23 protein-coding genes are annotated in these 25,827 nt (G+C 61.3%); 7 read left to right on the forward strand and 16 right to left on the reverse strand.

The window, feature by feature from the left end:
* Window positions 1-35: 35 nt before the first annotated feature.
* The 7 genes from AB4N84_RS20335 to AB4N84_RS20365 form a co-directional block, all read right to left on the reverse strand.
* Window positions 36-1,052, reverse strand: a complete 1,017-nt coding sequence (locus tag AB4N84_RS20335; protein ID WP_460042846.1) for a transporter — start codon at window positions 1,050-1,052, stop codon at window positions 36-38.
* A 213-nt stretch (window positions 1,053-1,265) separates the two neighbouring features.
* Entirely contained in the window at window positions 1,266-2,087 is an 822-nt protein-coding gene (locus tag AB4N84_RS20340) for an aldo/keto reductase (RefSeq protein WP_460042847.1), read from the reverse strand.
* Between the two features lie 251 nt (window positions 2,088-2,338).
* Window positions 2,339-3,796, reverse strand: coding sequence for an efflux transporter outer membrane subunit (locus AB4N84_RS20345; RefSeq protein WP_460042849.1), 1,458 nt, complete (start codon window positions 3,794-3,796; stop codon window positions 2,339-2,341).
* Window positions 3,793-4,710, reverse strand: coding sequence for an efflux RND transporter periplasmic adaptor subunit (locus AB4N84_RS20350; RefSeq protein ID WP_460042850.1), 918 nt, complete (start codon window positions 4,708-4,710; stop codon window positions 3,793-3,795). The genes AB4N84_RS20345 and AB4N84_RS20350 overlap by 4 nt, the downstream gene beginning before the upstream one ends.
* Window positions 4,707-4,916 carry a DUF1656 domain-containing protein gene (locus tag AB4N84_RS20355; protein WP_074754986.1) on the reverse strand — a complete coding sequence of 70 codons (210 nt, stop codon included), beginning with the start codon at window positions 4,914-4,916 and terminating at the stop codon, window positions 4,707-4,709. Before AB4N84_RS20355 ends, AB4N84_RS20350 begins: the two co-directional genes overlap by 4 nt.
* Window positions 4,913-6,928, reverse strand: coding sequence for an FUSC family protein (locus AB4N84_RS20360; RefSeq protein WP_460047073.1), 2,016 nt, complete (start codon window positions 6,926-6,928; stop codon window positions 4,913-4,915). Before AB4N84_RS20360 ends, AB4N84_RS20355 begins: the two co-directional genes overlap by 4 nt.
* Window positions 6,929-7,008: 80 nt before the next feature.
* Window positions 7,009-7,461 (reverse strand): MarR family winged helix-turn-helix transcriptional regulator, encoded by a 453-nt coding sequence (locus AB4N84_RS20365; RefSeq protein WP_074754984.1) that lies wholly within the window; start codon window positions 7,459-7,461, stop codon window positions 7,009-7,011.
* Between the two features lie 527 nt (window positions 7,462-7,988).
* Here AB4N84_RS20365 and AB4N84_RS20370 point away from each other — a divergent pair.
* Window positions 7,989-8,657, forward strand: a complete 669-nt coding sequence (locus AB4N84_RS20370) for a polysaccharide lyase family 7 protein (protein WP_460042852.1) — start codon at window positions 7,989-7,991, stop codon at window positions 8,655-8,657.
* Between the two features lie 181 nt (window positions 8,658-8,838).
* Here AB4N84_RS20370 and AB4N84_RS20375 read toward each other — a convergent pair whose 3' ends face one another.
* Window positions 8,839-10,245: a heavy metal sensor histidine kinase gene (locus AB4N84_RS20375; protein ID WP_460042853.1), complete on the reverse strand. Its 1,407-nt coding sequence runs from the start codon at window positions 10,243-10,245 to the stop codon at window positions 8,839-8,841.
* The gene (locus tag AB4N84_RS20380; RefSeq protein ID WP_074755385.1) at window positions 10,218-10,913 is read right to left on the reverse strand and encodes a heavy metal response regulator transcription factor; all 696 of its coding nucleotides are present in this window, start codon (window positions 10,911-10,913) and stop codon (window positions 10,218-10,220) included. The genes AB4N84_RS20375 and AB4N84_RS20380 overlap by 28 nt, the downstream gene beginning before the upstream one ends.
* 282 nt (window positions 10,914-11,195) lie before the next feature.
* Between AB4N84_RS20380 and AB4N84_RS20385 the strand changes: the two genes are divergently transcribed.
* The 3 genes from AB4N84_RS20385 (at window position 11,196) to AB4N84_RS20395 (ending at window position 13,354) form a co-directional block, all read left to right on the forward strand.
* Window positions 11,196-11,801 (forward strand): hypothetical protein, encoded by a 606-nt coding sequence (locus tag AB4N84_RS20385; protein WP_083370728.1) that lies wholly within the window; start codon window positions 11,196-11,198, stop codon window positions 11,799-11,801.
* A 166-nt stretch (window positions 11,802-11,967) separates the two neighbouring features.
* Window positions 11,968-12,591: a cytochrome b/b6 domain-containing protein gene (locus tag AB4N84_RS20390; protein ID WP_074754976.1), complete on the forward strand. Its 624-nt coding sequence runs from the start codon at window positions 11,968-11,970 to the stop codon at window positions 12,589-12,591.
* Window positions 12,584-13,354, forward strand: a complete 771-nt coding sequence (locus AB4N84_RS20395; protein WP_460042854.1) for a molybdopterin-dependent oxidoreductase — start codon at window positions 12,584-12,586, stop codon at window positions 13,352-13,354. Before AB4N84_RS20390 ends, AB4N84_RS20395 begins: the two co-directional genes overlap by 8 nt.
* Window positions 13,355-13,652: 298 nt before the next feature.
* On the opposite strand, the gene efeO (AB4N84_RS20400) is transcribed toward AB4N84_RS20395, so the two are convergent.
* The 5 genes from efeO (AB4N84_RS20400) to AB4N84_RS20420 all read right to left on the reverse strand — a co-directional run bounded on the left by efeO (AB4N84_RS20400) (window position 13,653) and on the right by AB4N84_RS20420 (window position 19,133).
* On the reverse strand, window positions 13,653-14,477 hold the full coding sequence (gene efeO / locus AB4N84_RS20400) for an iron uptake system protein EfeO (RefSeq protein WP_460042856.1): 825 nt from the start codon (window positions 14,475-14,477) through the stop codon (window positions 13,653-13,655).
* A 27-nt stretch (window positions 14,478-14,504) separates the two neighbouring features.
* Window positions 14,505-15,821, reverse strand: a complete 1,317-nt coding sequence (gene efeB / locus AB4N84_RS20405; RefSeq protein ID WP_074749363.1) for an iron uptake transporter deferrochelatase/peroxidase subunit — start codon at window positions 15,819-15,821, stop codon at window positions 14,505-14,507.
* Window positions 15,822-15,886: 65 nt separating this feature from the next.
* A complete protein-coding gene (gene efeO, locus AB4N84_RS20410; RefSeq protein WP_460042858.1) occupies window positions 15,887-17,098 on the reverse strand; it encodes an iron uptake system protein EfeO in 1,212 nt (403 codons plus the stop codon).
* A gap of 8 nt (window positions 17,099-17,106) precedes the next feature.
* Window positions 17,107-17,976: an iron uptake transporter permease EfeU gene (efeU, locus tag AB4N84_RS20415; protein ID WP_074749365.1), complete on the reverse strand. Its 870-nt coding sequence runs from the start codon at window positions 17,974-17,976 to the stop codon at window positions 17,107-17,109.
* Window positions 17,977-18,239: 263 nt separating this feature from the next.
* On the reverse strand, window positions 18,240-19,133 hold the full coding sequence (locus tag AB4N84_RS20420) for a LysR family transcriptional regulator (protein WP_460042859.1): 894 nt from the start codon (window positions 19,131-19,133) through the stop codon (window positions 18,240-18,242).
* 162 nt (window positions 19,134-19,295) lie between these two features.
* Here AB4N84_RS20420 and AB4N84_RS20425 point away from each other — a divergent pair, with 162 nt between their 5' ends.
* From AB4N84_RS20425 to AB4N84_RS20435, 3 genes are read left to right on the forward strand one after another with little or no spacing between them, the layout of a single operon-like run.
* On the forward strand, window positions 19,296-20,588 hold the full coding sequence (locus AB4N84_RS20425) for a CitMHS family transporter (protein WP_460042861.1): 1,293 nt from the start codon (window positions 19,296-19,298) through the stop codon (window positions 20,586-20,588).
* Window positions 20,589-21,953, forward strand: coding sequence for an acyclic terpene utilization AtuA family protein (locus tag AB4N84_RS20430; protein ID WP_460042862.1), 1,365 nt, complete (start codon window positions 20,589-20,591; stop codon window positions 21,951-21,953).
* 5 nt (window positions 21,954-21,958) lie between these two features.
* Window positions 21,959-22,270: an AtuA-related protein gene (locus AB4N84_RS20435; protein ID WP_460047074.1), complete on the forward strand. Its 312-nt coding sequence runs from the start codon at window positions 21,959-21,961 to the stop codon at window positions 22,268-22,270.
* Between the two features lie 579 nt (window positions 22,271-22,849).
* On the opposite strand, the gene AB4N84_RS20440 is transcribed toward AB4N84_RS20435, so the two are convergent.
* A complete protein-coding gene (locus AB4N84_RS20440) occupies window positions 22,850-23,593 on the reverse strand; it encodes a DUF3142 domain-containing protein (protein ID WP_460042864.1) in 744 nt (247 codons plus the stop codon).
* Entirely contained in the window at window positions 23,563-25,728 is a 2,166-nt protein-coding gene (locus tag AB4N84_RS20445) for an outer membrane assembly lipoprotein YfiO (RefSeq protein WP_460042865.1), read from the reverse strand. Before AB4N84_RS20445 ends, AB4N84_RS20440 begins: the two co-directional genes overlap by 31 nt.
* Between the last annotated feature and the right edge of the window lie 99 nt (window positions 25,729-25,827).

Raw genomic sequence — 25,827 nt, forward strand, 5'->3', positions numbered from 1 at the left:
CCAGTGCTTCTACAAGGGATTGCGCCACGCCACGCTCAATAATCCCGGCTCTTGCGAAACGCCCAGCGCCCGGCGATGAACGTGAACGTGGCCACCAGCGCCACCAACACCCAGAACCCATGCGGGTCGCTGGCCAGGGGAATGCCGCCGACGTTCATGCCAAAGAAACCCGCAACGATGTTGATCGGCAGTGCCAGCACGGTCACGACGGTCAGGGTGAACAGCGTGCGGTTGGTCTGTTCGTTGAGGTTGGCGGCGATTTCTTCCTGCAGCAGTTTGATGCGTTCGCCCAGCGCCGTGAGGTCGCTGATCACCAGCGCCGACTCTTCGGTGGACTGTCGCAGTTCCTGCAAATCGTCCTCCAGCAACCAGGTGGGCGGCCGGTGCAGCAAACGCATCAGCGAGCCGGGTTCCAGCGCCAGCAGGCGTTGCAACCTCACCAGCACCCGGCGCATGGTGCCCAGTTCGGTGCGGTTGTTGCTCAGGCGCTGCGAGAGCAACTGGTCCTCGATCTTGTCGACGCTGATGCTGGTCTTGCGCATGAACTGTGCGAGGACTTCACTCTGATCACGCAGCAGGTGCGCCAGCAGCTCAAGGGGCGAGCGGAAGATTTCCCCGTGTTTGACCGAAGAGCGCAGCTTGTCCACCGAGCGCAACGGCTGATGCCGGGCCGAGATCATCAGGTTGCTGCGTACGCAGACCCACAACGTGGCGATGTCGGTGGACACCCGATTGAAGTCGAACACCACGTCGTTGACCACCGCCAGCAGGGCAGAGTCGACGTGTTCTATGCGCGTTGAGCGCGACCCTTCGTGCAGGGCTTCCAGAAATTCGTCGGGCAATTCGAAGTTGGTTTTCATCCAGCGCTCGCAACTGGCATGGGCCAGGTTCAAGTGCAGCCAGACGAATTCATGAGGGTCGGCGGGGGCGCGCAGGCATTCAAGGGCAGTACTGGAGTCGATTTCTCGACCGGGTTCACCAGGGCGAAAGCGAAAACCGTACAGCAGCCCGAACAGGTCGGATTCCTGATGAGGAGCAATGCGTTGATTCATGAAGGCTCGCAAGCGAAGAGGCCGCTGAAGACAGAGGATCTGAAGCGGCATCATCGCAAGCGGTTTTGACAGTTTTGTGACGGTTTGTGTCAGCGCGTTGCAGCAACGCTTTTGGAGGAGCGCGCTTGCCCGCGATGGCGCCGTCGCAGATACCTTGATGCCGACTGACACGCTGCAATCGCGGGCAAGCGCGCCCCTACAGAAGGTCGGTCATCACACCATCGACAAGTGTTTTTTGCGAATCGGCGCCGGCCACGAGGTGTCGATCAGCAATTCATCCTCGATGCTCAATTCGATGTCTGCGGCAGCGGCGTTCAACTGAAGGTGGTGGGGATCGACCGCTTTCGGAATCGCGATCACACCGTCCTGCCTCAGCACCCACGCGAGGCTGATCTGCGCCGGTGTGGCGTCGTGGCGTTCGGCAACTTCGAGGATGGCCGGGTTCATCAGCAGGTTCCCGGCCTGACCGATCGGGCAGTAGGCCATGAGCGGCATGGCGACGTTCTGCATCCAGGGCAGCAGGTCATACTCGACGCCGCGCTCTTCAGGGTTATAGAGCACCTGGTTGGTGGCGCAGTGCGCGTTGTTGAGTTCGAGCATGTCCGACACGTCGAAGTTCGACACGCCCCAGCGCCCGATCTTGCCCGCTTCGCGCAAACGCTCGAAGGCCTCGACGGTTTCTTCAAGCGGATGAGAACCCGGCCAATGCAGCAGATAGAGGTCGATGTAGTCGGTCTTCATGCGTTGCAGACTGCGTTCGCACGCGGCGGGGATGCCTGTGCGGCTGGCGTTGTGCGGGTAGACCTTGCTCACCAACATGACTTCGTCGCGCCGGCCGGCAATCGCTTGACCGACCACTTCTTCCGCGCCGCCTTCGCCGTACATCTCGGCGGTGTCGATCAGGGTCAGGCCCAGATCAATGCCCTGTTGCAGCGCTGACACTTCCGCCGCGCGCTGGTGCCGATCCTCACCCATGCGCCAGGTGCCCTGACCGATGACGGGGACGGTTTGGTCTGCCAGTTGAAGCGTACGCATGGGATGCCTCCTGCCGATGATGACTGCGTGTGTATAGAGAACTCAGGCAGTGCAAGCGGGCGGCAGTTCAATTTGCAAAGCAGGTTCAGACTTCACGCCTGAAGTTTCACACGCGACGGAGCGTCCGACGCAAAACCCCCTGTGGGAGCGAATTCATTCGCGAGAGGCCCTCACACTCGACACATTTCCGTCGCCAGGACCTACGGTATCGCGAATGAATTCGCTCCCACAGTCTGATCTCCATCAGACAGTTATTTCTGTGCCTGCGCCTGTTCCGGGCTCTGCGCCGGCCTGGAATTCTCCCAACCCCCGCCCAACGCCAGGAACAAGTCGATCTGCCCCATCGCCACCTGCGTATTCGCCGCCGCCAGTTGCGCGGTGACGTCGGTGTAGGTACGTGTGGCCTGCAAGTCCGCCAGGAACGACTCGCGGCCGGCCAGGAAGAAACGGTGCGTCTGGTCCGCCGCCTGTTTTGCCGAGGCTTCGGCATCGGCCAGCGCATCGCGGCGTTCCAGCAGTGCGGTGTATTGCGACAGGCCGGTCTGGGCCTCGCGGATGGCGTTGAGCACCACGCCGTCAAAGTGCGCGAGCGCGGCCTGATTCGACGCCTCAGCCATGTGAATCCGGGCGCGGGCGCCGTTGGACGGGATGGTCCAGTTGATCACGCCGCCAAACCCCCAGCGGTTGGTCGAAGGCTCGCCCAGCTCCTTGAGAATACCGACCGTCCCGACCGTCGCCCCGATGCTGATGTCCGGGTACAGCTCGCCGGTGGCCACGCCGATCGCGGCGCTGGAGACGGCCAGGCGACGCTCGGCCTGACGCACATCCGGGCGACGCTTGAGCAGTGCCGCGCCGTCCCCCACGGGCATGACCTGAGCGATGCGTGGCAGCTCGGCACAGTCGGCGACGCCTTGCGGCAGTTGATTCAACGGCCGCGCCAGCAGCATCGACAGGCGATACAGGCCAGCGCGACGTGCCGCTTCATAGCGTGGCAAATCGGCGCGCAGGGATTTGAATTGGGTTTCAGAACGTGTGACCTGGGTTTCGTCACCGCGACCGGCATCGCGCAGGCGTTGGGTCAGCGACAGGCTCTGCTTTTGCAAGTCCAGCGAGTGCAGGGCGATGTCGTGTTCTTCGTTGGCGGCGCAGATTTGCGTGTACGAACGCACCACATCGGCGACCAAGGTGATGCGTGCGGTGTCTGCCGCTGCCTGAGCGGCATCGGCATTTGCCTCGGACGCTTCGATACCGCGCTGCAGAACGCCGAACAAATCGAATTGGTAGGAAGTGGTCAGACCGACATCGCCGACATTCGCCACTGGCACTTTCTCCGGCAGGAGAAAAGCCTGGCCCGATTCCTGAAGGCGTTGCGCGCCCGCCTTGGCGGTGTTGGTGAACCCGCCAGCGGCATCGGCTTCGTTCACCTGATACCGCGCACGCTGCAGGTTGGCGGCGGCCACGCGCAGGTCAGTGCTGGACACCAGCGCCTGAGCCACCAGTTGGTCGAGCCTGGGATCGTTGTACAGGCGCCACCAGTCGGCAGGCACCGGCGCCGACACCACGTTGGCCGAGGTGCCCGCGAGTTCGCCCTGCAAGTCCTGACGATTGACCGCAGCGTCTTTGGGCAGCGAGTAGTCCGGCCCGACCACGGTGCAGGCCGAGAGCAACAGGCCCAAACCCACGGTTAACAGGCGCGCGCCGGGTTTCATTGAGCGTCTCCTTTATCGGTGGCCTTGGCGTCGGTCTGGCGGGCCGACGCGTCATCGATGATCGAGACCGTGGCGGTACGGCCGGCGATCATGCGGAAGTCTTCGGGCACTTCGTCGAACGCGATGCGCACCGGAATCCGCTGCGCCAGACGCACCCAGCTGAACGCCGGGTTGACGTTGGGCAGCAGGTTCGAGCCGCTGCTGCGGTCGCGGTCTTCGATACCGGCCACGATGCTCACCACATGGCCGCGCAGGCGAGCGTTGTCGCCGATCACGCGGATGTCCACTGGCGAGCCAATGTGAATGCCGTCCAGTTTGGTTTCTTCGAAGTAGCCATCCACGTGGTACGACGCGCTGTCGACCACCGACAACACCGGACGTCCGGCGCTGACGAACTCGCGGTCGCGCGGCGCACGGTCGTTGAGGTAACCGTCGACCGGGCTGCGGATCACCGAACGGTCGAGGTTGAGCTGCGCGGCATCGACCGCCACCTGGGCTTCGTTCATCGCCGACAGGGCGCGGGCTTCCTTGGACTGGCTTTCTTCCAGTTGCTCGCGAGCGACCAGGTTGCCCAGGCCACGGTTACGCCTGTTCTCGCGTTGTGCCTGCTCCCAGGTTTCCTTGCGCTCGGACAACGTGGCCTGGGCCTGACGCAGCGCCAGACGGAAGCGGTCCTGGTCGATGGTGAACAGGACCTGGCCTTTGCTGATCGCCTGGTTATCGCTGACCGAGACTTTTTCGATCAGGCCGGACACGTCCGGGGCGATCTGGATCACGTCGGCGCGGATGTGGCCGTCGCGGGTCCAGGGCGCGTACATGTAATACATCACCATGCGCCAGACGACGATCGCGGCGAGGATGACAACCAGCAGTGTCAGGACCACACGGCCCAGCGTCAGTAGAGGTTTTTTCATTTCATCAGGTATCGACTAAGGGTATCCACGACGCCGAGCAGCAGAGCGTATAGACCGACGTTGAACAAAGCCCGGTGCCAGACCAGGCGGTAAAAGTGAACACGCGTGAGCACCGCGTGGACCACCAGAAAAATCACGTAAGCGATGCCCATCAGCACCAGAAAGGTAGGCAGGAAAATCCCGCTGATATCCAGATCACCGATCACAGTGGCGCTCCATCGATGCCATACGGCGGTTGTTCTGCCTGCTCGGCTTGCACATCGACGATCTCCACGCCCGGCAGCAAGGCCAGACGCAGGCCGCTCAAGGCGTGCAGCAAGTGCAAACGGGAGGTGTCGTCGCCCATCCAGTCATAGGTCAGCGAGCGGCGCGCGCGGTCCATGGTCATCAACAGACCTTTGGGGGCGGGCAAACGCTCACGGGCCTTGAGGCAGGCACGGAAATAATTGCCGACTTCGGTTGCGACCTGGCGCAGCAGCTGGCGCGGCACCGCATCGACCCGTGGCATGTAGGCCAGCAAATCGAGCATGTTCAGCGCCACGCGCACTTCGCGCAGGGCGATGTTGGTGTCTTGCGCGGTGATCGCCAGGCGCGGCAGGTGCTGCATAAGACGGTCAAGCATGCGCACCCCCATCCGACGGTGTTCGGCCAGCGTCGCTTCTTCGCTGAGTGAAACAATGTCGCACCAACTGAAACGGGTCAGACGCCGCGCAGCGGTTTCAGTGCCGAAAGGCCTGACGATGAGCGTCCACACGAAGGCAAATGCCAAACCTGCCGGGCCGGCCAGGTTGGCGTTCACAAAGTTCAGGAAGTCGGCGTCGTAAGCGCTCTGGATGCTGATAAAGGACGAGGTGTTGACGATGGTCAACAGCGTGCCCAGGTAAAACTTCGGCTGCACGGTCAGGGTGCCGACACAGATGAACGGCACGGCGAACGCCAGCACCAGCATCGGAAAGTCGTGCAGGTTCGGCAGCACCACAAACAGATAGAGGCTGGCGAAGATCACCGACATCATCGTCCAGAAGAAAAACCGGTAGATCTGCGGCGCAGGGTCGTCCATCGCCGCGAAGAAGCTGCACGAGACCGCCGCCAGCGCCACAGCACTGGCGCCGTCCTGCCAGCCCAGCAAAATCCACAGCACTGACGCGACGATGATTGCGCTGACGGAGGTCGCCACCGAGTACAGCATCATGCCCTTGTCGAGGAACGGCGACAGACGCGCCAGACGCCAGTGGCGATAGACGGCCTTCCAGGGGCGGTGATCGTCGTTTTCGATGGCGCATTGCAAGCTGCGGCAGTCTTGCCACAGGTCAATCCACTCACGCAGACGATACAGCGCGTTGGACAACAGCAGTTGGCGGCGATCGTCCAGTTGCGCCGGTGTCGGTTGCAGCCGATCCAGTTCGCTGTGCAGCGCTTCCCAATACCGGACCGGTGCGCCCTCGGCGGTTTTTTCCACCCAGTCGCGGCATTCGATAATCAGCGGCGCCAGGTCGGCGACCAGCTCTGGCGTGCGACGCTCCAGCGCCCACAGCGCATCGTCGAGGGCATCGATGACGGGCAGCAGGTGAATCATGCGACCGCGCAGCTCCTTGGCGTTGCGCACGGTCTGGCGATGGGTGCCTTCATGGGGCAACTGGCCAATCATCAGCTCCAGGCTGTTGAAGGTGCCGACCATGGCCGTGCGCAGCGCGCCGACCGTTTCCGGTGTGGCGCTGCGGGAAAGGAACAGGTCACTGTAGGTCGAGGCGTCCTTGAACCACTTGCCCATTGAATCGACCAGCACCGGCGCCAGGCGACGCGGCCAGAACATGGCGCCCACCACGGCCGCGCAGACGATGCCCAGCAGGATTTCTTCGGTCCGCGACACGGCGATGTCAAACACCGCTTGCGGGTTGTCCACCACCGGAAAGGAAATCAACGGCATGGTGTAACCCGCCAGCATCAGGGCATAACTGTTGGCGGTGCGCAGGTGCAGGGAAAGGAAGAGCAGGGTGCCGGTCCATAGCGCGATGACGACGGCCAGTAAAAACGGCGTCTGCACGAACATCGGCACCACCAGCACCGAAGCGGCCGCGCCAAGAAAAGTCCCGGCCGCGCGGTACAGCGCCTTGGAGCTAGTCGGTGCCACGAACGGACTGGAGACGATATAGACCGTGGCCATCGCCCAATACGGACGCGGCAACTCGAAGATCAGCGCGATGTACAGCGCGAGCATCGACGCCGCAAAGGTGCGGATGCCGTAAAACCAGTCGCGGGACGGCGGAACACCGTCGAAAAAACCTTTGAATATGCCGTTCAAGATGACAGCTCCGGCCCCACGGGGCTGGCGTTGGCGAAGGCTTTGAAGACCCGCAGCGTGGCTTCCAGATCGGCCGGATCAATACTGCTGAACACATCACGACGCAGGCGGATCAGTTCTTCTTCTATGGAGTTGGCCAACGCGCGGCCCTCGTTGGTCAGGCTCAGGGCCTTGGCACGACGGTCGGTCGGGTCTTCGGTGCGCTGCACCAGATTGGCCTTGCCCAGTTGATCGAGCAAACGCACCAGCGAAGGACTTTCCAGGCCACAGGCCTGAGCCACGGTGACCTGCCGCACGCCTTCACCCAGCCGCGCGATCATCAACAAAGGGCCTGCGCAGGCTTCGGACACGCCGTAGTTCATCAGCGTGGTCTGACACACGCGGCGCCATTGACGGGACGCCGCGACGACGCCGCCAGTGATGTGCATTTGCAATGAGTCTAGGGTCATGGAGGTGCCACTGGGTTGATTCACGAAAAGGATTTTGGTTAGGCAGTGAATGATTAGTCTCAGTATTATTAGGTTGCTAACTATTAATATCCGGTAACAAAGTTGATTCGTCAAATGAAAAGTGGATGAGCGGTGGGTGAAATCGTTGCGAATGAGATTGCCTGTATTCGCTTCACGGCGTTGCAGCGTCGAAAAGAAAGACCGTCTGTCGGGCTTTCAATCTGAATTTGAACTTAATTTTGGAATTCAGATCCTGCTCATCCAAAAAAATGGCGGGACTCTTGAAGAGCGCCGTGTCCAGAAATCGGGACGTTGATCAAATCTTGTTCAATCGCGGATTGAAAATGGGTGATATCTCAATAGTGGCACTGGCGGTTTTTGAGTCTATTTCGGCGGTTTCTTGACTGCGTGGCGGCGTTAAAGAACAACCGATTCAGCCGATAGCAAAGGCGACAGGAAACCGGGCTTGAAACCCTGTTCCAGACACCTCCCTTTGCTGGTGCGCAGTGCGCACCCACGAGTGCAACATGATCGATCTCGCCACCTGGAATCTCTCCGTACCTGTCGGTACGCCCGCCGTCACCGTCGATACCCCAAAATTGGTCGGCGGCTACCAGGACGGTTACTTTCGCTCCGGAGACACCTTGTTCTTCTGGGCACCCGTGACCGGGTCACGAACTGACAACGCTATTTACCCGCGCACGGAATTACGCGAAACCTACGCCAACGGTGCAGTTCACAACTGGACCTACACCCAGGCGGACAATTTCCTGCGCGCGGCGCTGACCGTGGATCAAGTGCCATCGACGGGCAAGATCGTCATTGGCCAGATCCATTGCTATGGCAGCACCGAGCCGTTGCTCAAGCTGGAGTATCAGTACAAGGAGAAGACCAAAAACGGCAACATCGTCGCCAAGTTTCGCCTGACGCCGACGTCGGAACCCGAAGTGATTCAGATCGCAACGGGTGTGCTGCTCAAGGAGCGCTTCACGTACACCATTCACCTGACGCCGTCGGGCAACCTGACCGTTAATGCGCATGAGATGCAGTGGGGCAGCAAACTTGATCCGAGCTGGAATGGCAAACAGCTGTACTTCAAGGCGGGCGTGTATACCCAGGACAACACCGGGTATGCAACGGAGGGTGGGGCGGCGACGTTTTACAAACTGCAGATCTCGCACGATAAAAAGGCATAAATCCGATGCAGCTCAAATCACTTTAGGCGCCGGCTTGCTGGCGAACGCGGTGGGTCGGTGATGGCTAGGGTGAATGACACCCCGCGTTCGTCCGAAGTGCGGCCCAGACCCTCGTAACCTCGGACGGCTCCTACACGTACTGCATAGGCCCGAGCACCTGCGGCAGCCACCATCGGACGATTTATCGAGCAGAGAAGACCAGTGCAAAACAGATCCGGCCAGGGACGGGCTGGCTGACGGTTACTTCGCCCCCATGCAATTGCATGATCGCGGCGACGATTGCCAGGCCGAGCCCGTTGGAGTCGGAGCTCTGGTGGCGTGAGGCGTCACCCCGGTAGAAGCGGTCAAACAGCTTGTCCAAGGCCGAGTCACTCAGGACCGGCCCCTGGTTCTCCACCTCGATGCGGCAGGTCTTCTCTGCGTTCACCACGCGGATATCGATCTCGCTGCCTTCATCGGCATAACGAATCGCGTTGGCCACCAGATTGCTCAAGGCCCTGCGCAACAGCAGGGGATCAGCATTCAACTGACCGTCGCCCTCGGTGCGCAACGTCATCTGTCGCTCCTCGGCCAGCCCTTCGAAATACCCCGTCACCCGCTGCAATTCGTCCTCCAGACACAACGTCTGGCGATTGAGCGCCGCCTGCGCGTCGTCGGCGCGGGCCAGGAACAGAATGCTTTCCACCATCCGCGAGATACGCTCCAGTTCCTCAAGGTTCGAGGCCAGCAGCGCCTGATATTCATCGGCGGTCCGGGGTTGACGCAGGGCGACCTGACAGTGGCCCATCAAGGAGCCTACCGGTGTGCGGATCTCATGCGCCAGATCAGCGGAAAACTGGGTCAGGCGCTGATAACCGTCGGCCAGACGATCGAGCATGCCGTTGTAGGCGTCGCTCAACTGCTGCAACTCCACCGGTGTGTCGCGGTTGTCCATGCGGCTGTCCAGTCGCGCCGGGGTGATGGCGGCGGCGTGATCGGCCATTCTGCGCAGGGGCCGCAAGCCCCGCCGCAGCAACAGGTAACCCAGCAATGCCGTGAGCACGAACGCCAGCGCGACGGCAAACAGAATGCGGTTGCGGAAATTCGCCAGCGTGGCCATTTCCTTGACTGCGAGGTGCGCGGCGGTCAGGTGCACGACTTTGCCGCCGGAGATCGCCTCGACCGTGGCCGCGCGCATGGGCACATCTGGCGCCGATCCGGCGTTGGCCCTGCCGCTGCGCAGAGCATCGGCGCTGAGCGGTGCATTGGCTTTGACCACCGGCATGTCCGGTAACGGCGCATGCAGGGGGTTGACCATGATCACCGGGGACTTGCCAGGCTCGGCAATGATGAAAATATCGTCCTCGCTGTCGAGCATGTTTTCGAACAGTTGAGGGCTGCTGCGCAGTGTGTCGAGCGTCAGGTCGTACTGCAGCAGTTTGCGAAAGTGATCCAGCCGCGCCAGCACCGCGTGGTCGCTGCGGGTCATCACCGACGCTTTCATTGTCTCGTAGAGGTACATGCCGGCGCTGGCCACGGCGAGCATCGCCACCACGGAAAACGCCAGGGTCGAGCGCAGGGTCAGGGAAGGCTGGCGTCGGGCTCGCATGGCCGCACCTCGCAGACGTAACCGATGCCGCGCACGGTGTGAATCAGTTTGACCGGGTAGGGCAGGTCGATCTTGCTGCGCAGGCGTTTGATCGCCACGTCGACCACGTTGGTGTCGCTGTCGAAATTCATGTCCCAGACCTCCGAGGCAATCTGCGCGCGGGACAAGACGTCCCCTTCGCGCCGCAGGAACAGATGCAGCAGGGAGAATTCCTTGTTGGTCAGGGTGATCACCTGTTGCTGGCGGGTGACCCGGCGTCGCAGCAGGTCGAGCTCCAGATCGGCGAGATGAAAATGGTCGGCCTCGCGCACCACGCCACGGCGCAGGATCGTGCGGATGCGCAGCAGCAGTTCGGTGAAGGAAAACGGTTTGACCAAGTAATCGTCGGCGCCCAACTCCAGCCCGCGAATCCGGTCCTGCAGTTGGTCGCGCGCGGTCAGAAACAGCACCGGTACGTCCTGTTTGGCGCGCAGGATTTCAATGATCTGCCAGCCGTCGATGCCCGGCAGCATGACGTCCAGCACTAGCAGGTCGTAGCGCTGCTCCAGCGCCATGTGCAGGCCGTCGGTGCCGTGCTGCGTCCAGTCGACCTTGTAGCCGGACTCGCTGAGGCCCTTCTTGAGGTACTCGCCGGTCTTGGTGTCGTCTTCGATAAGCAGGATGTGCATCGTCTGTCTGGCTCGCTTCACGTCATTGGCGGCGCGGCCGACACGTGGCATCAGGTGGTGATTTGAAGGGCAACGAACGGCTGGACGCCGTGTCGAACGTGAAGTGTAACCAACGGGGGCTGTCCGGTTGGTTACATTTTTGTCATCGGCGCGGCGTTTTTGAACCGTCCTTGGCGAATGACAAAAATGTCATCGGCCGGTCATTGTGCAGTGCCGGTTCGGGGCACAGGATGATCGCCATTCAACCCGCACTACCAATCGACAAGGATCCTCACAATGAAGATGAAGACTGCTCTGTCCACCACCTTCGGCATGCTCATGCTCAGCGCTGCCGTCATGGCCTCTGCCGCCGACATGCCAGTGGTCAAGCCCCTGCGTGGCACGGTCGACAGCGTCGAGAACAACACCTTGAACTTCACCACCCGTTCCGGCGCTCACCAGAGCATTGGCCTGACGGACAAAACGGGCATCCGCTCGGTGTCCAAGACCAGCATCGACACCATCAAGTCGGACAGCTTCATCGGTTCTGCCGCCACGCCGCAGCCGGATGGCACGCTGAAAGCGCTGGAAGTGACCGTGTTCGAAGCGAGCCTCAAAGGCAGCGGCGAAGGTCACTACGGCTGGCAGAACGCCGACGGCAGCACCGGTACCATGACCAACGGCACCGTGGGCAAACTGACCCAGGCCAACGGTCGTACCCTGAGCGTGAGCTACAAAGGCGGTGAGAAGCAGTTGGTCGTGCCGGATGACGTGCCCATCGCTTACGTGCAGGCAGGCAAAGTGGACGAGTTGGTCAAAGGCGCCAAGGTCGTGGTGTTCCCGGCCGAAGACGGCAAGACTGCTCGCGGTGTAGCCGTCGGCAAGGATGGCTTCCAGCCTCCGATGTAAGCGATTGCGGTGTGTCATCAGCACCGCGTTGCGTCCATTGTAGGAGCGCGCTTGCCCGCGATTGCGAGCTGTCTGATACAACTATGTTTCTGACACATTGCAATCGCGGGCAAGCGCGCTCCTACAGGTGCCGGCTTACCGAACTCACCGTGATGAGCCTTTCAAGATGAAAAAAACCAGAATTCACCCATGGCCCATTCGCCTGACCCACTGGATCAATGCCTTCGGCATGGTCTGCATGTTCATGAGCGGTTGGGGCATCTATAACGCATCGCCGTTGTTTCGTTTCTCATTCCCTCGGGACTTCACCCTGGGTGGCTGGCTCGGCGGCGCGCTGGCCTGGCACTTCGCGGTCATGTGGCTGCTGGTGATCAACGGCCTGATCTACGTGCTGTACAGCCTGTTCAGCAAACACTTCAAACGCGACTTCCTTCCGGTGACGCCGACCGCGGTCAAACGCGACCTGGTCGATGCCGTGCGCTTTCGACTCAAGCACGAGAAGGGCGTGTACAACGCCGTCCAGCGCTTGATGTACTGGCTGGTCCTGGCGGCAGGCGTGTTGATCGTGGTCACGGGGCTCGCGATCTGGAAGCCGATTCAACTGCAGGAATTGACCGCGCTGTTCGGTGGCTATGACTTCGCCCGCTTCGTTCACTTTGCGGCGATGGCGGCGATCGGGGCGTTCGTCGTGGTGCACCTGGCGTTGGTGCTGTTGGTGCCCAAAACCCTGTTGCCGATGATCACCGGTGGCGTCAAAACGGTTGAAAGCGGGAAGGTCGAACATGATTGAGCCGAAGAAACGCGCCATTCAGCGCATCACGCTGGAGCCGGCGCAACAGAGCCAGCTGGAAAGCATCCAGCGTCGGAATTTCCTGAGAGGCGGGCTGACCGTGGGCGCGATGGCGATGCTCACCGGTTGCAACCTGCAAGATGGCGATCAGGTGGACAAGGTGCTCTGGGCCATGTCGCGCTGGAACGACCGGGTGCAGGCGTGGCTGTTCAGCGGACAGAAGCTGGCGCCGACGTTCCGCAAGGAGCAGATCCGCAACCCGTTTCCGTTCAACGCGTTTTACAGCGAGGACGACATTCCCGATCTGGATGTGGCGGACTGGAAACTCGGCGTCTCGGGGCTGGTGCGCGACAAGGCGTCGTGGACGCTGGATGGCCTGCGAAAACTGCCGCAGCGCACTGACATTACGCGGTTGATCTGTGTCGAAGGCTGGAGCGCGATCGGGCAGTGGGGCGGTGTGCCGCTGCGAACGTTCCTTGAGCATGTGGGCGCGGACACGACGGCGAAGTTTGTCGGGTTCAAGTGCGCTGACCGGTATTACTCGAGTCTGGACATGCCGACCGCGTTGCACCCTCAGACGTTGCTGGCGCTGGATTTCGGGGAGGTGGCGTTGCCGCCCGACTATGGGTATCCGTTGCGGGTGAGGGTGCCGACCAAGCTGGGGTTCAAGAATCCCAAGCACATCGTCGAGATCTTCGTGACCAATGATTATCCGGGTGGGTATTGGGAGGATCAGGGGTACAACTGGTTTAGTGGGATTTGAGGCTTTTTTGGGCGCTGGGGTGCCCTTAGGTCGAAATGTATATCCATTATTTTGGGTGGCGCCGATTACGGTTCCGCTCTTACAGCGGGTCACTTTTTCCAAGAGCCGAAATGTCGGACCACAAAAAAGTAACCAAAAAGGCGGAACAGTTTGGCCGTTAGGACAAACCAAACCATCAGCGTCCCCGCCGATAACGGATATACACCCAAACCCAAACCCAAACCCAAACCCGCAGCCGCAAATAAAAAAAGCCCGCCTGCCGATCACTCGGCAGGCGGGCTTTTCATCGCGTACAGACTCAGTTCAAACCGAGTTTGCCACGCATCTGCGACAGGTCTTCTGCCAGCGTGTTAACCGGACCGGCCAGAGCCTTGCGGTCGTTTTCCTTGACCTTGTCATAGGTCTCGTAACCGCCGTCCTTGGTCTTGTACTTGGCCAGGATCTTGTCCACGGTGGCGAAGTTCTTCTCCACCTTGCTCACGAACGCCTTGTCCGACTTCTCCAGTTGCGGCTTGAACAGGTCGACGATTTTCTTGGAACCGTCAACGTTGCCCTGGAAGTCATACAGGTCGGTGTGGCTGTAACGGTCTTCTTCACCGGACAGCTTGGTCGCGGCCACTTCCTCCATCAGCGCGGCAGCACCGCCGACCACTTTCTCGGGCGGGAAGGTCATGTCGGCAATGCGCGATTGCAGTTCTTTGACGTCGGCCAGCAGCTTGTCAGCGAAAACAGCCTGGTCCTTGGTGGTGTTCTGCGAGAACAACGCGTATTCCAGACGGTGGAAACCGGTGAAGTCGTCGGCTTTCACGCCGTTCTCGTGGTCGTCTTCACGGGAGTCGATCGAGGCGTCCAGGTCGCTGAACAGTTCGGCGATGGGCTCGATGGACTCGTAAGAAATGCGAGTGGTCGGGAACAGTTTCTTGGCCGTCGCCAGGTCGCCTTTCTTGATGGCGTCGGTGAACTTCTGGGTGTCTTCGGCCAGCTTGTCGACGTTTTCGGTGACGTAGATCTTGTAGTCCGAAACCGGGGTGACCAGGTCCAGCGGGGCGGTTGCCGCGAACACGGACAGTGGGGTCTGCAGCAAGCCAACAGTAAGCAACAACGCGAGAGACGACTTTTTCATAGAGCTCTTCCTGTGAGGTAAGGGTTGTCAGGCAGTTTTTGTTGTTCGAGCAGAGGCGGCCAGCAGCGACCGGCCAATGAAATCGTTGCTGTCCACGACGCCCGGCAGGGTGAAGAAATACCCGCCGCCGATGGGTTTGAGGTACTCCTCCAGCGGCTCGCCGTTGAGACGGGTCTGGACGGTGATGAAGCCTTTTTCCAGGTCCGACTGGTAGCAGATGAACAGCAGGCCCATGTCCAGTTGCCCGTTCTTGTTCACGCCATTGGAGTAGTTGAACGGGCGACGCAGGATCAGGTTGCGCTGGCTGTCCGGGGTGCGCGGGTTCGCCAGACGGATGTGCGCATCCAGCTTGGTAATCTTGCCTTCCGGGTCTTTCGTGTAATCCGGGACGTCGGTTTCGGTCTTGCCGTCCATCGGCGCACCCGAGGCCTTGCTCCGGCCGAAGATCGATTCCTGTTCCTGCAGCGGGGTACGGTCCCAGCGCTCGACGAAGTTACGGATGATCCGCACGGCCTGATAGCTGCCGTTGGCGGCCCAGGCCGGTTCGTCGCTGCCCGGTTGTACCCAGACCAACTCGTTCATGGTCTTCTGGTTGTTCGAGTCGGGGTTGGCCGAGCCGTCTCGGAACCCGAGGAAGTTGCGGGCGCTTTCCGGTGGTTGGCCGGGTTTGAGCGGCGCCTGGGCCGGTACGGTGCCTTCTTGCTTCCAGCGCACCAGCAGCAGGTCCGGCAGGTTCTTGACGATGTCACGCAGGGCGTGGATGTTGCTGTCCGGGGCGTTGGAGCAGAACTGAATGCTCAGGTCGCCATGGCAGCAGTCGGCTTCCAGCGCATCGTTGGGAAACCCGACCATGCGCTGCAGGCGCTTGGGTTTGACGTGTTCCAGACCGAAGCGCTCGTCGAACAGCGAATCGCCCACGGACACCGTGATGGTCAGGTTGTCGGGGGTGACGACAGGGCCAAGAATGCCGGAGTCCAGCGGCGGCAATTTCGGGTCGACCTGTGGCACGGGACCGCCGGTCATCAGGAATGCGATGCGCTCGTTCAGGGTGCGGAACAGCCGCTCCAGGTCCTCGCGATCCTGCGCCAGCACATCGAAAGAGACCATCATCCCGGCCGTCGGGCGCGGGGTGACGATGCCGGTCTGATGCACGCCATGGAATGCGTTGTGGTCTTGGGTCTTTTCGCTCTTCGGGGCTTCGGTTACTTGCGCCGGCGCGGTGGCGGCCAGCGCATTACCGGTCAGGCTGGCGCCAGCGATGGCCGCGCCGGCAGCACCCAGGCCCATCAGGACACGGCGGCGTTCAACGGAAACAGGGGCGTTGGATGAATCGGAGTCTTTCATGTGAATGCTTACTTCGTTCTGGTTTCAGGGCCGGGCGGGCGCATTGGGCACCCGCCAGGGCACGCTTACAGGCCGGTGAGGCCCAGGGCCGGATCGATTCCTTCGAGTGCATCGGCCAGCGCCTTGGCCTTGTCTGCGATGTTTTTTCGTTGTTCGGTACTGACCTGATCGTAGGGCGTGAAGCCGTTGTCGGTTTTGAGCATCAGCAACTGGTCATCCAGCGCGGTGGTCGCGTCGTCGATCTTCTTCAGCACCTCGCCCGAGGTCTTGGCCAGAAGGGGACGCAGCAGTTCGATGACTTTGCGGGTGCCTTCCAGGTTGGCGGCGAAGCCGTTGACGTCGAGGTGGCTGTAGCGTTCTTCTTCGCCATTGCTGCGGATGTCGGCCAGGCTGCGCATGTTGCGCACGACCATGCTCGCCAGTTGCTCAGGGGCGATGCTCTGGGCCAGTAATTGTTCTTTCAGGGACGCGATGTCGGCCTGCAGTTTCTGCACGACAGGCGTCAGGCCCTCGACGGACTTCTGCGAGAACAGACCGAACTCGATGCGATGGAACCCGCTGAAGCCCGGGTCCTGTTCGCGTTTTTCGAAGTAGTCGGCGCGGGCGTTGATTGCGTTGTCCAGTTCAGCCAGGCGCTGCGCCGCCGGGGCGATGCGCTGATAGGCTGCGCGGGCTGGCGCATAGGCTTGCTGCGCCGCTGCCAGGTCGCCGCTTTCGATGGCTTGCTGCAGATCGTTCACCGCGCGGATTAACGCACTGCTCCTGGTGCTCAGGTAGACCCGGTATTCCGACAACGGGCCGATGAACGCGACCATCGAAGGCCGTGCCTTGGCGGCAGCGTCGGATTCAGCGGTTGCGGTCACGTGCAGGGTGCCGCGCGGGTTGCTGAGCAGTCCGCAGGTGATCGCGTAATCACCCGGTTGCAGGTTGGCGTTGATGACCTGGCTCAGACCGGGGGCGATGTTCTCGCGCTCTTCGATCACCAGCACGCCGTCCAGGATTTCCCATTCGACCGCACGCTCCGAGGCGTTGACGATGCGGAAGGCATTCTTCCCTGCAGGCACCGTGATCGCGTTCGGCTCACAGCTTTTGGGGTGGATGGTGACCACGGTCTCGGCGCTGTTGTTGGCCTGGCGTTTTTTTTGCGCCTGTTGAGAGGCGTAGTAAAACATCGCACCGGCGCCGATCATCAGGATCACCGATCCGGCGACGGCCATTCGCAATGCGCGAGGAGGCTTGGCTTGCTGGGGAGGAAGCCCGGAGGGACTGCTGGTCATGGAAGCCCTTATTTATTCGTAACTGAAGAAGAGTGGCCGTGTGCGTGCGCAGGTCGCGTGGGAAGACTCACCACGCGAGGCTGCGGCAGGAAGAACAACACCAGCGCGAAGATCAGGTAGGCGACGTACACGGTCAGCACGCTGACGGTCGGTGCATCCTGATAACCGAACATGCCGGCGAGCACCGAGCCGGTCGGGCCGTCCATCGGCAGGATGGCGCTGATGTCGAAAACCACGGTCTGGAAGTGATTCCAGAGGCCGGCCTCATGCAGGGCCTGAACCGAGTTGGCCAGAATGCCCGCCGCGACCACCAGGATGAACAAGCCGGTCCAGCGGAAGAAGCGCCCGAGATTCAAGCGCATGCTGCCTTTGTAGATGGCAAAGCCGATGCCCACGGCAATGATCAGGCCGAGGAGGGCGCCGATCGGCGCGCTGGCGCCTTCGCTTTGCTGGAATATCGCCAGCAGAAAGAACACGGTTTCCAGGCCTTCGCGAGCAACCGCGAAGAACACCATGCCGATCAGGGCATACGTCTGGTTTTTTGAGCCGGCGAGGGCGGCGTCCAGTGATTCGTGCAGCTCATGCTTGATGGAGCGCGCCACTTTGCGCATCCAGAACACCATGGAGCTGAGGATGATCACCGCCAGCAGTCCGACCAGGCCTTCGAACAGTTCCTGTTGCTTCTGCGGGAATTCGGCACTGACCAATTCCAGGCCACCACCGACGAACAGTGCGAGCGCGGCGGCGAGGAAAACCCCGATCCAGACGGCGGGCATCCACTCGCCACGGCCGGTCTGACGGAGGTAGCTGGCAATGATGCCAACGATAAGCGCGGCTTCAATCCCTTCGCGCAGCATGATCAAAAAAGGAACGAGCATTTATCACCGGTACAAATCTGATAGGGTGTGAGCCGTGAACGCTTCGGTAAGTCATTCGCATTCAGGCATGTGTAACATAATGATACTCATTATTGAATGAGCATACTTGTTTTTTTGCTTTTTCCCGGTTTTGTGCAGGTGTTCAGCTGGCGTTCAGCTACTGCGTTTCACAGAACCTGTGTAGGAGCGCGCTTGCCCGCGATTGCGGTGTGTCAATCAATGAAGAGGTGACAGGGCGGACGCCATTGCGGGCAAGCGCGCGCCTACAAGGGTTGCGTCGACATACCGTCTTTCATGATCTCAATGAAGCGTGCGGCCGCAGGACTCAATCCAGTCCCCGCGCGCGTGATCACGCCGATCTCTCGATTCACCCCCGCATGTTCGACGCGCACCTGAACCAGGTCGCCACGGCCTTCGTCGGCCGATTCCGGTAACAGCGTCATCCCCAATCCCTGACGCACCAACGCCATGACCGTCGACATGTAGTTCGCTTCCAGGCCCGGCGTCAGCATCAGCCCTTGCTCTGAAAACAACTGTTCAACCCGTTCGCGCACGCTGCTGTCCCGGCCTGTGAGGATGATCGGCTCGCCGGCCAGTTCCGACAGGGTGATCGATGAGCGTTTGGCGAGCGCATGGCGAGCCGGCACGAACAGACTCAGGCGATCCACCATCACCACCTGAAAAGCCAGCCCGTGGTTCATTCGCGCACGAACGCCCACACCAAAATCCACCTCCCCGTCACGCACCAGCGCGTCGATGCGTTGCGCCACGACATCGCGCAGGCGCACTTCGACGCCGGGGAATTGTTCACGGAAGGTTTTAAGGATCGGCGGCAGCGCCCCGGCGCACAGCGAGGGCAGGGCGGCGATGGTCACCACGCCTCGGCGCAACGCGACCAGATCCCGTGAGCCGCTGACGATGTTGTCCAGGTCCAGTAGCAGTTTTTCCATGGGGCCACGGTTGTTCTGCCCGGCGGAGGTGAGGCTGACCTGACGCGGGCTGCGTTCGAGCAGCGTGACGCCGAGCCATTCCTCCAACTGCTGGATTTGCACGGTCAGGGCCGAGGGCGACAGGTTCAGCTCAAGGGCCGCTTTGGCAAAGCTGCCGCTGTTGGCCACGGCGAGAAAGGCGCGGATGTGCTGGATGGCGTTCTTCATCATGAATTCCCGTTGGCAGCTGTTGAATCAGCGTTCGTATTTTCAGAACGTAAGGCCCTGAACATTTCAATTTACAAAGCTTACCCCCGTTTCGATACTCGCTGAAAACAACAACAGCTCGTCCCGCCGCCTGCCGGTGAGGGATGACGAAAGGATCACGCCATGCTCGCCACTCTGGGTGTCATCACCATTCTCTGTTTGCTCGCCGCTGTCATGAGCAAACGTCTCTCGCCTCTGGTTGCGCTGATTGCCTTGCCGCTCATCGCGGCATTGATCGGTGGTTTCGGTCTGCAAACCAGCGGTTTCATCATCACCGGTATCAAGAACGTCGCGCCCGTGGTTGGCATGTTCGTGTTTGCCATCCTGTTTTTCGGGGTGATGACCGACGCCGGCATGCTCGACCCGATCATCGACCGGATCCTGCGCACCGTCGGCACGCGTCCGACACGCATTGTTGTAGGCACCGCGCTGCTCGCCTTGCTGGTGCACCTGGACGGGTCGGGCGCTGTGACCTTTCTGGTGACCATTCCGGCAATGTTGCCGCTGTACACGCGGCTGGGCATTGATCGGCGAATTCTGGCGTGCGTCGCCGCGATGGCGGCGGGGGTCAACTTCCTGCCATGGACCGGCCCGGTGCTGCGCTCTTCCGCCGCCCTGCATGTGCCGGTGGCCGACCTGTTCCAGCCGTTGATTCCGGTGCAGATCGTCGGTCTGGCGTTCGTGTTCATCTGTGCCTGGTGGTTGGGGCGTCGTGAAGAAAAACGCCTCGGGCTGGGCGCCGGTGCGAAGGTCGATGTGGTGCCGGAGCGGACGCTGACCGAGCAGGAAGAGGTGCTGCGCCGCCCACGCCTGTTCTGGCTCAACCTGTTGCTGACGATCGTGGTCATGGCTGTGATGATCGCCGGCTGGGTCGATCCCGTGGTGATGTTCATGGTCGGTACGGTGTTGGCGCTGTGCATCAACTACCCGAATGTGGACGCGCAACGCGCGCGTATCGACGCCCATGCCAAAACGGCGTTGACCATGGCCAGCATTCTTCTGGCGGCTGGCGTGTTCACCGGCATCATGCAAGGCACCGGCATGCTCAAGGCCATGGCCGAGGTGGCGGTGGCGCAGATTCCGGCGGGTCACGGCAAGCTGATCCCGATGGTGGTTGGCTTCCTGTCCATGCCGCTGAGTTTGTTGTTCGACCCGGACTCCTTCTATTTCGGCGTGATGCCGGTGATCGCCGAGGTCGGACGCGCGCTGGGTGTAAACCCCTTGCAGGTGGCGCAAGCGTCCTTGCTGGGCGTCCACACCACCGGATTCCCGGTCAGCCCGCTGACCCCCGCGACCTTTCTGTTGGTGGGGTTGTGCAAGGTCGAACTGGCCGATCATCAACGCTTCACCATCCCTTTTCTGTTCGGCGCATCGGTGCTGATGACCCTGACCGCATTGCTGCTGGGAGTGTTCTGAATGACAACCTTACGTATCGGCTCGGGCGCCGGGTATTCCGGTGACCGCATCGAGCCGGCGGTGGAACTGGCCGATAAGGGCGATCTGGATTTTCTGGTGTTCGAGTGCCTCGCCGAACGCACCATCGCCCTTGCACAACAGGCTCGACTGGCTGACCCCGACGCCGGGTTCGACCCGTTGCTCAGTGAGCGCATGCGCCGCGTGCTGCCGTTCGTGGCCCGAGGGCGTGAAATCGGGCAGCGACGTTTGCGCATCATCAGCAACATGGGCGCAGCCAATCCCTTGTCGGCGGCGCAGGAAGTGCGGCGCGTCGCGGCCGAGCTGGGCCTGCACGGGCTAAAGGTCGCTGCACTGACCGGCGATGACGTGCTGGCAGCGTTGCACGCCGACCCTCAGGCGTTGCTGGACAACGGCGCGACGGTGGCGTCGTTGGGGGATAGGCTGATTTCCGCCAACGCCTATTTGGGGGCAGAAGGCATCGTCGAGGCGTTGAATGCCGACGCTGATGTGGTGATCACCGGCCGCGTGGCGGACCCTTCACTGTTTCTCGCGCCACAACTGTTCACCTTTGGCTGGGCTCAGGATGACTGGACGCGCATCGGACGTGGCACCCTGATCGGGCATTTGCTGGAATGCGCCGGGCAGATCACCGGCGGTTACTTTGCCGATCCGGGGGTGAAGGATGTGCCGGACCTCGCCCGATTGGGTTTTCCGCTGGCCGAAGTGGACGCCGAGGGCCGCGCGGTGATCAGCAAGGTCGCAGGCTCCGGCGGAAGAATCGACCCCGCCACCTGCACCGAGCAGATGATTTACGAGGTGCACGATCCCAAGGCGTATCTCACGCCGGACGTAACCGCCGACTTTTCAAATGTGTCGTTCACGGCCGTAGGGACGAACCAGGTCCGTGCCGACGGCGCAGAGGGTCGCGCGCGCCCCGACACGCTGAAGGTATCGGTTGGCTACCTTGACGGCTGGATCGGTGAAGGGCAGATGTCCTATGGCGGGCCGGGCGCGTTGGCGCGGGCACAACTGGCCCGTGAAGTCGTCCTGGAACGTTTGAGGCTGACGGGTGTGGTCGCCGAAGAAGTTCGCGCGGAACTGATCGGTGTGGATTCATTGCATGGGGCAACATTGGGTTCGCGCACCGCGGCTGAACCGTGGGAAGTGCGTTTGCGCGTAGCGGCCCGGTGCGCCGACAAATCCGACGCCATACGCATCGGCAACGAAGTCGAAACCCTCTACACCAACGGCCCGTATGGCGGTGGCGGTGCGACCAAGGGCGTACGGCAGGTGGTGGCGGTGGCGTCCTTGTTGCTGCCCCGTGATGCGGTCACACCCCACGTTCATCTGGAGGACGCCTCGTGAGCACGATCAAACTGCGCGCACTCGCGCATTCGCGGACCGGAGACAAGGGCGACACGTCGAACATCTCGGTGATTGCTTTCAAGCCCGAAGACTACCGGCGTCTGGTGGAACAACTGACGGTTGAACGCGTCACGGCGTACTTTGCCGAGTTGCTCGACCCCGCAGCGGGACCGGTGCGGCGCTATGAATTGCCCAACGTACAGGCCCTGAATTTCGTGCTGCCCGGCATCCTCAAAGGCGGCGTCACCCGCTCGCTGGCGCTGGATGCCCATGGCAAGGCATTAGGCGCGGCATTGCTGGATATCGAGATCGAATAGAAGGAGGCCTGCAAGCGCGATCTGCATTTGATTCTGGCCGGAGGCCGTGGGAGCAAGCTGCTTGTAGGGTGTGCATTTCCACTATTTGGGGTGGCGCTGATGGTTTGGTTTGTCCTAACGGCCAAACTGTTCCGCCTTCGGCGGGTTACTTGAAAAGACCCCCCTCTTTGTTTCAAGAGGCAGCCAAGGGTCCGGCTCCTGGTTTGGCTTCTCCTTCGTCGAAGTACCCTCACTCCGGCGACGCTCCGTGGGCCCGCGCCGAACGGACATCCATGTCCTGACGGCGCTCTCGCGGCATCCATGCCGCTCGACCCACTACGCGACGCCTGCGTTCAGCCTGCACCCAAGTCGCGTTTTGTGGTGTCTGGCCTGCTGCGGTATGAAGATCAAAAGCCACAGCGCGCTTTGAGCTGTTGATTGTTCCCACGCTCCGCGTGGTAACCCATTCAATGACGCTCAGCGTCATCCGGAATGTGGAGCGTCCCGTCAGGCTTTGCGAACCTTGATAAACGCACTGACAGCACTGGTTTGAAAGCCAATAGAATCTCCTACGCCCTCCGGACAGAAGCGAAATTGCGCTCAATCCTGATTACGCAAAAACACCACATACCCCCGAAACCACGGGCTGTCTTTGAGGTAGTCCGGGGCCGTCCATTCTCCGCCCTGAATCAAGCCGACCTTGAACGGCAGGCCCAGCCTGCCCATGCGCGGCAGGTACGCGGCATAGTCAGGGATGCTGTGGCGGCCCTGATAGGTCTGGACCACCACTTCATCGACAACGCCTTTCAACTGGCCGATGGCCTGCGGGTCGGCGTTGCTGCTCCAGTCCATCAGGCCCGTGATGCTGAGCTTCAGTGAGGCAGGCAGGCGCGACCTCAAGTCTTTGAGAAACACCACGTAGTCCTGCAGGTAACGGGTTCGCGCATCGAAGTCGATCTGAATGCCGGTCACCGCATTTCCCGCCTGCTGCCAACGCTCGACCTGGCCAAACACCTGTCGGTAAACCGTCTCGGGCCAGCGCAAGGTGTGGGCGCGGTAGACGATCCACAGCGCTGGCTGCGGCAGGCGTGTCACGCTCATGCCTTGGGCGATCAGTACGGGATTCTGGCGGTCGGTGCGGGGGGCGCTGATCTGGCCTTGCAGCACATAGAGCGTCTTGGCCTGATGCAGGACCGGCTGACTGGCCACGCCGCTCCACAGCCAGAACGCTTCGTAGTCCCGTGCCTCCACGGCGGCCGATGCCGATGGGCTGCCCAACAGCCCGATCAGTACGAGCAGCAGTGCCCGAAGCTTCACCAGTAGTACTGCAACGACTTGCCCCACGAGGTGCTGCCATAGGTGGTTTTCAGTTGTTTGAACCATGCCTTGCGCACCGACTGCGCCACGTCCTTGCCGCCGCAGCTGTTGTAGCCCGAAGGCCCGTAGCAGTTGATCGCGCGGAAGAGGGCGTAGGCCTTGTCGTCACGTCCGGCCGTGGTGTCGGCGATGACCGTTTGATAACCGTTGAGACGGGAGAACACGTCGCCCTTGAAACCCGACTCGCTGCTGCCCAACTGACCGCTGCCCGGTCGCTGGTCCAGCGGCATGCTGTCCAGGCCATTGCGCAAAACGAACTCGCCCAGGCAATTCAGGCCTTTGGGGTCTTTGTCGTTGGCCTGCAGCAGGGCCGCTGTGTCGCCGATGCTCGGGCAGGCGTAGTTCGATTCGGCCTTGTCGCCGTTCCAGCGGAACAACTGCAAGGTCTGCCCGGTGCCGTAGACATAGCCCAGGCTGGTGCCCAGTTTCTCTTCGCCGGACTTCTCGGGCAGTGCTTTGAAATCATCGGCGAAGGCTGCGTACTGACCGTGCAGCAGGTCTTTATAAAGCAGCACGAATCGCGCGGTGTTCTTCTCCGTGTCGCTGATGCCTTGGGTGATCTGTTGACGCAGCAAGGGCGCGCCCGCCACCTTGCCCAGCAGGATCAGCCGCACTTGGGCCGACTGGATCGGCGAATCGGTAGCGAATACCTGTTCAAGCTGACCGCTGCGCTCGTGGTTCATGGCCAGCGCCAGTTCCAACTGCTCACGTTGCAGTGGCTTTTTCACCAGTGGCAGCATTTTCAGCCACAGGCTTTGAGCCCCAGGCAGATCGTTGCTCGCCTCGAGTGCCAGGGCACGCAAGGTGTGCTGGCTGAACGCGAAATAGTCGAGCGCAGCGGGAACGTCCTTCGGCAGCCGCTTCAGGGCTTCTTCCGGCTTCTGGTCAACATAGAAGGCATACACCGCCTGCAAGTAATCGAACATGGCCGGCTGATCGGCGAACAGCGCTTTTTGCGCCGCCAGTTTCTCGCGGGTCAGTTTCGGCTGAGCGTCCTTGCGCATCTGCATCAGGTCGCTGACGGCGGTCATCAAGGCGGACGGCGTTGCGTCAGCGATGTTCATCAGCAGTTTGTTGTCGGTCTCCTGGATCAACGCGTCGATCGGCAGGTTGCCTTGCGAGTCGTCCGCCTGGGTCATTTGCCAGGTGTAATCGTCGGCCAGTTTATCGGTGTCCCCGGACAGCCAGTGCACCCGGCGCATCAACCCCTTGGCCGACAACGCATAGATGCCTTGCGGGTAAGCCGCGAGGTACTGATCGAAGGCTTCCCCGACCTTGGCGTAAGGGGCTGTGTCGAGGGTGTCCTTGCGGGTGCCGTACTCATCGAATGCGTCCTGCTGCGCCGCGTTGAGGCGGGTGCGGGCGACCATGTAAAACGACACCTCCTTAAGCCACGGCTGCGCGTTATCGTTGAGGCTGGCAAAGCCGTTTTCGGCTTCGTTGAATCGGCCGCTGTAAAAGTCCGAGGCTGCTTGCAGGTAGGTCACAAACGCCTTGCCTTCGACAGACTGAACATCGGTCGGCAGCAGGCTTGCCTGTTTTGCTGCGTCCCAGGTGCAGCCATCGAGCAGTTGCAGACGACTGCGTGCCAGCAATTGACGTTCTGAATCAGACAGCGACGGCGTGTCGACCAGTTGCCCGATAAACACCGCTGCGCTGTCGTCGCGGTTACTGCGGCAACGGCTGCCTTCCCCTTGCAGAAACGCCTGCCCGGCGCTGTCCGTGCTGTCGCGCTTGATGCCGAGCTTTTCCAGCAGGCCGTTCAAGGCGGCCGCGCCGGACTCTTCACTGTCGTCTCCCTCGATCTGCGCAGTGTCGAGGCGCGCCACCGCAAACGGCACCGGGCCGTACCCCTCTGACAGCTCGTCCTCGGTCAGCGCATTGGGCTTGAGTTCCAGCGCTTTGCGGTCCGCCAGCAGCAGGCGCAGGTTGACCCGGCTGTCGTTACCAGGATTGAGAAAGGCCAGGTTGTTGCAGACGTCCAGCGAGTCGCGCAGCAGCGACCAGGCGGGGTAGCAGGAATCGTCACCGCTGGCCTGCGCCTGACCGCAGAGGGCCGCGCCAATCATCAATGCAAGAGGGGGCAGAACGCGCATACGCATGAACAATCCTTGATTTCGCTACGTAGAGAGGGTGAGGCGAGGGCGGATGATACAGCGTGTTTCGGAAAACCGGATTGATGGCAGTTTGCTTATTTGTTT

Source organism: Pseudomonas sp. S2_H01 (assembly GCF_054668305.1).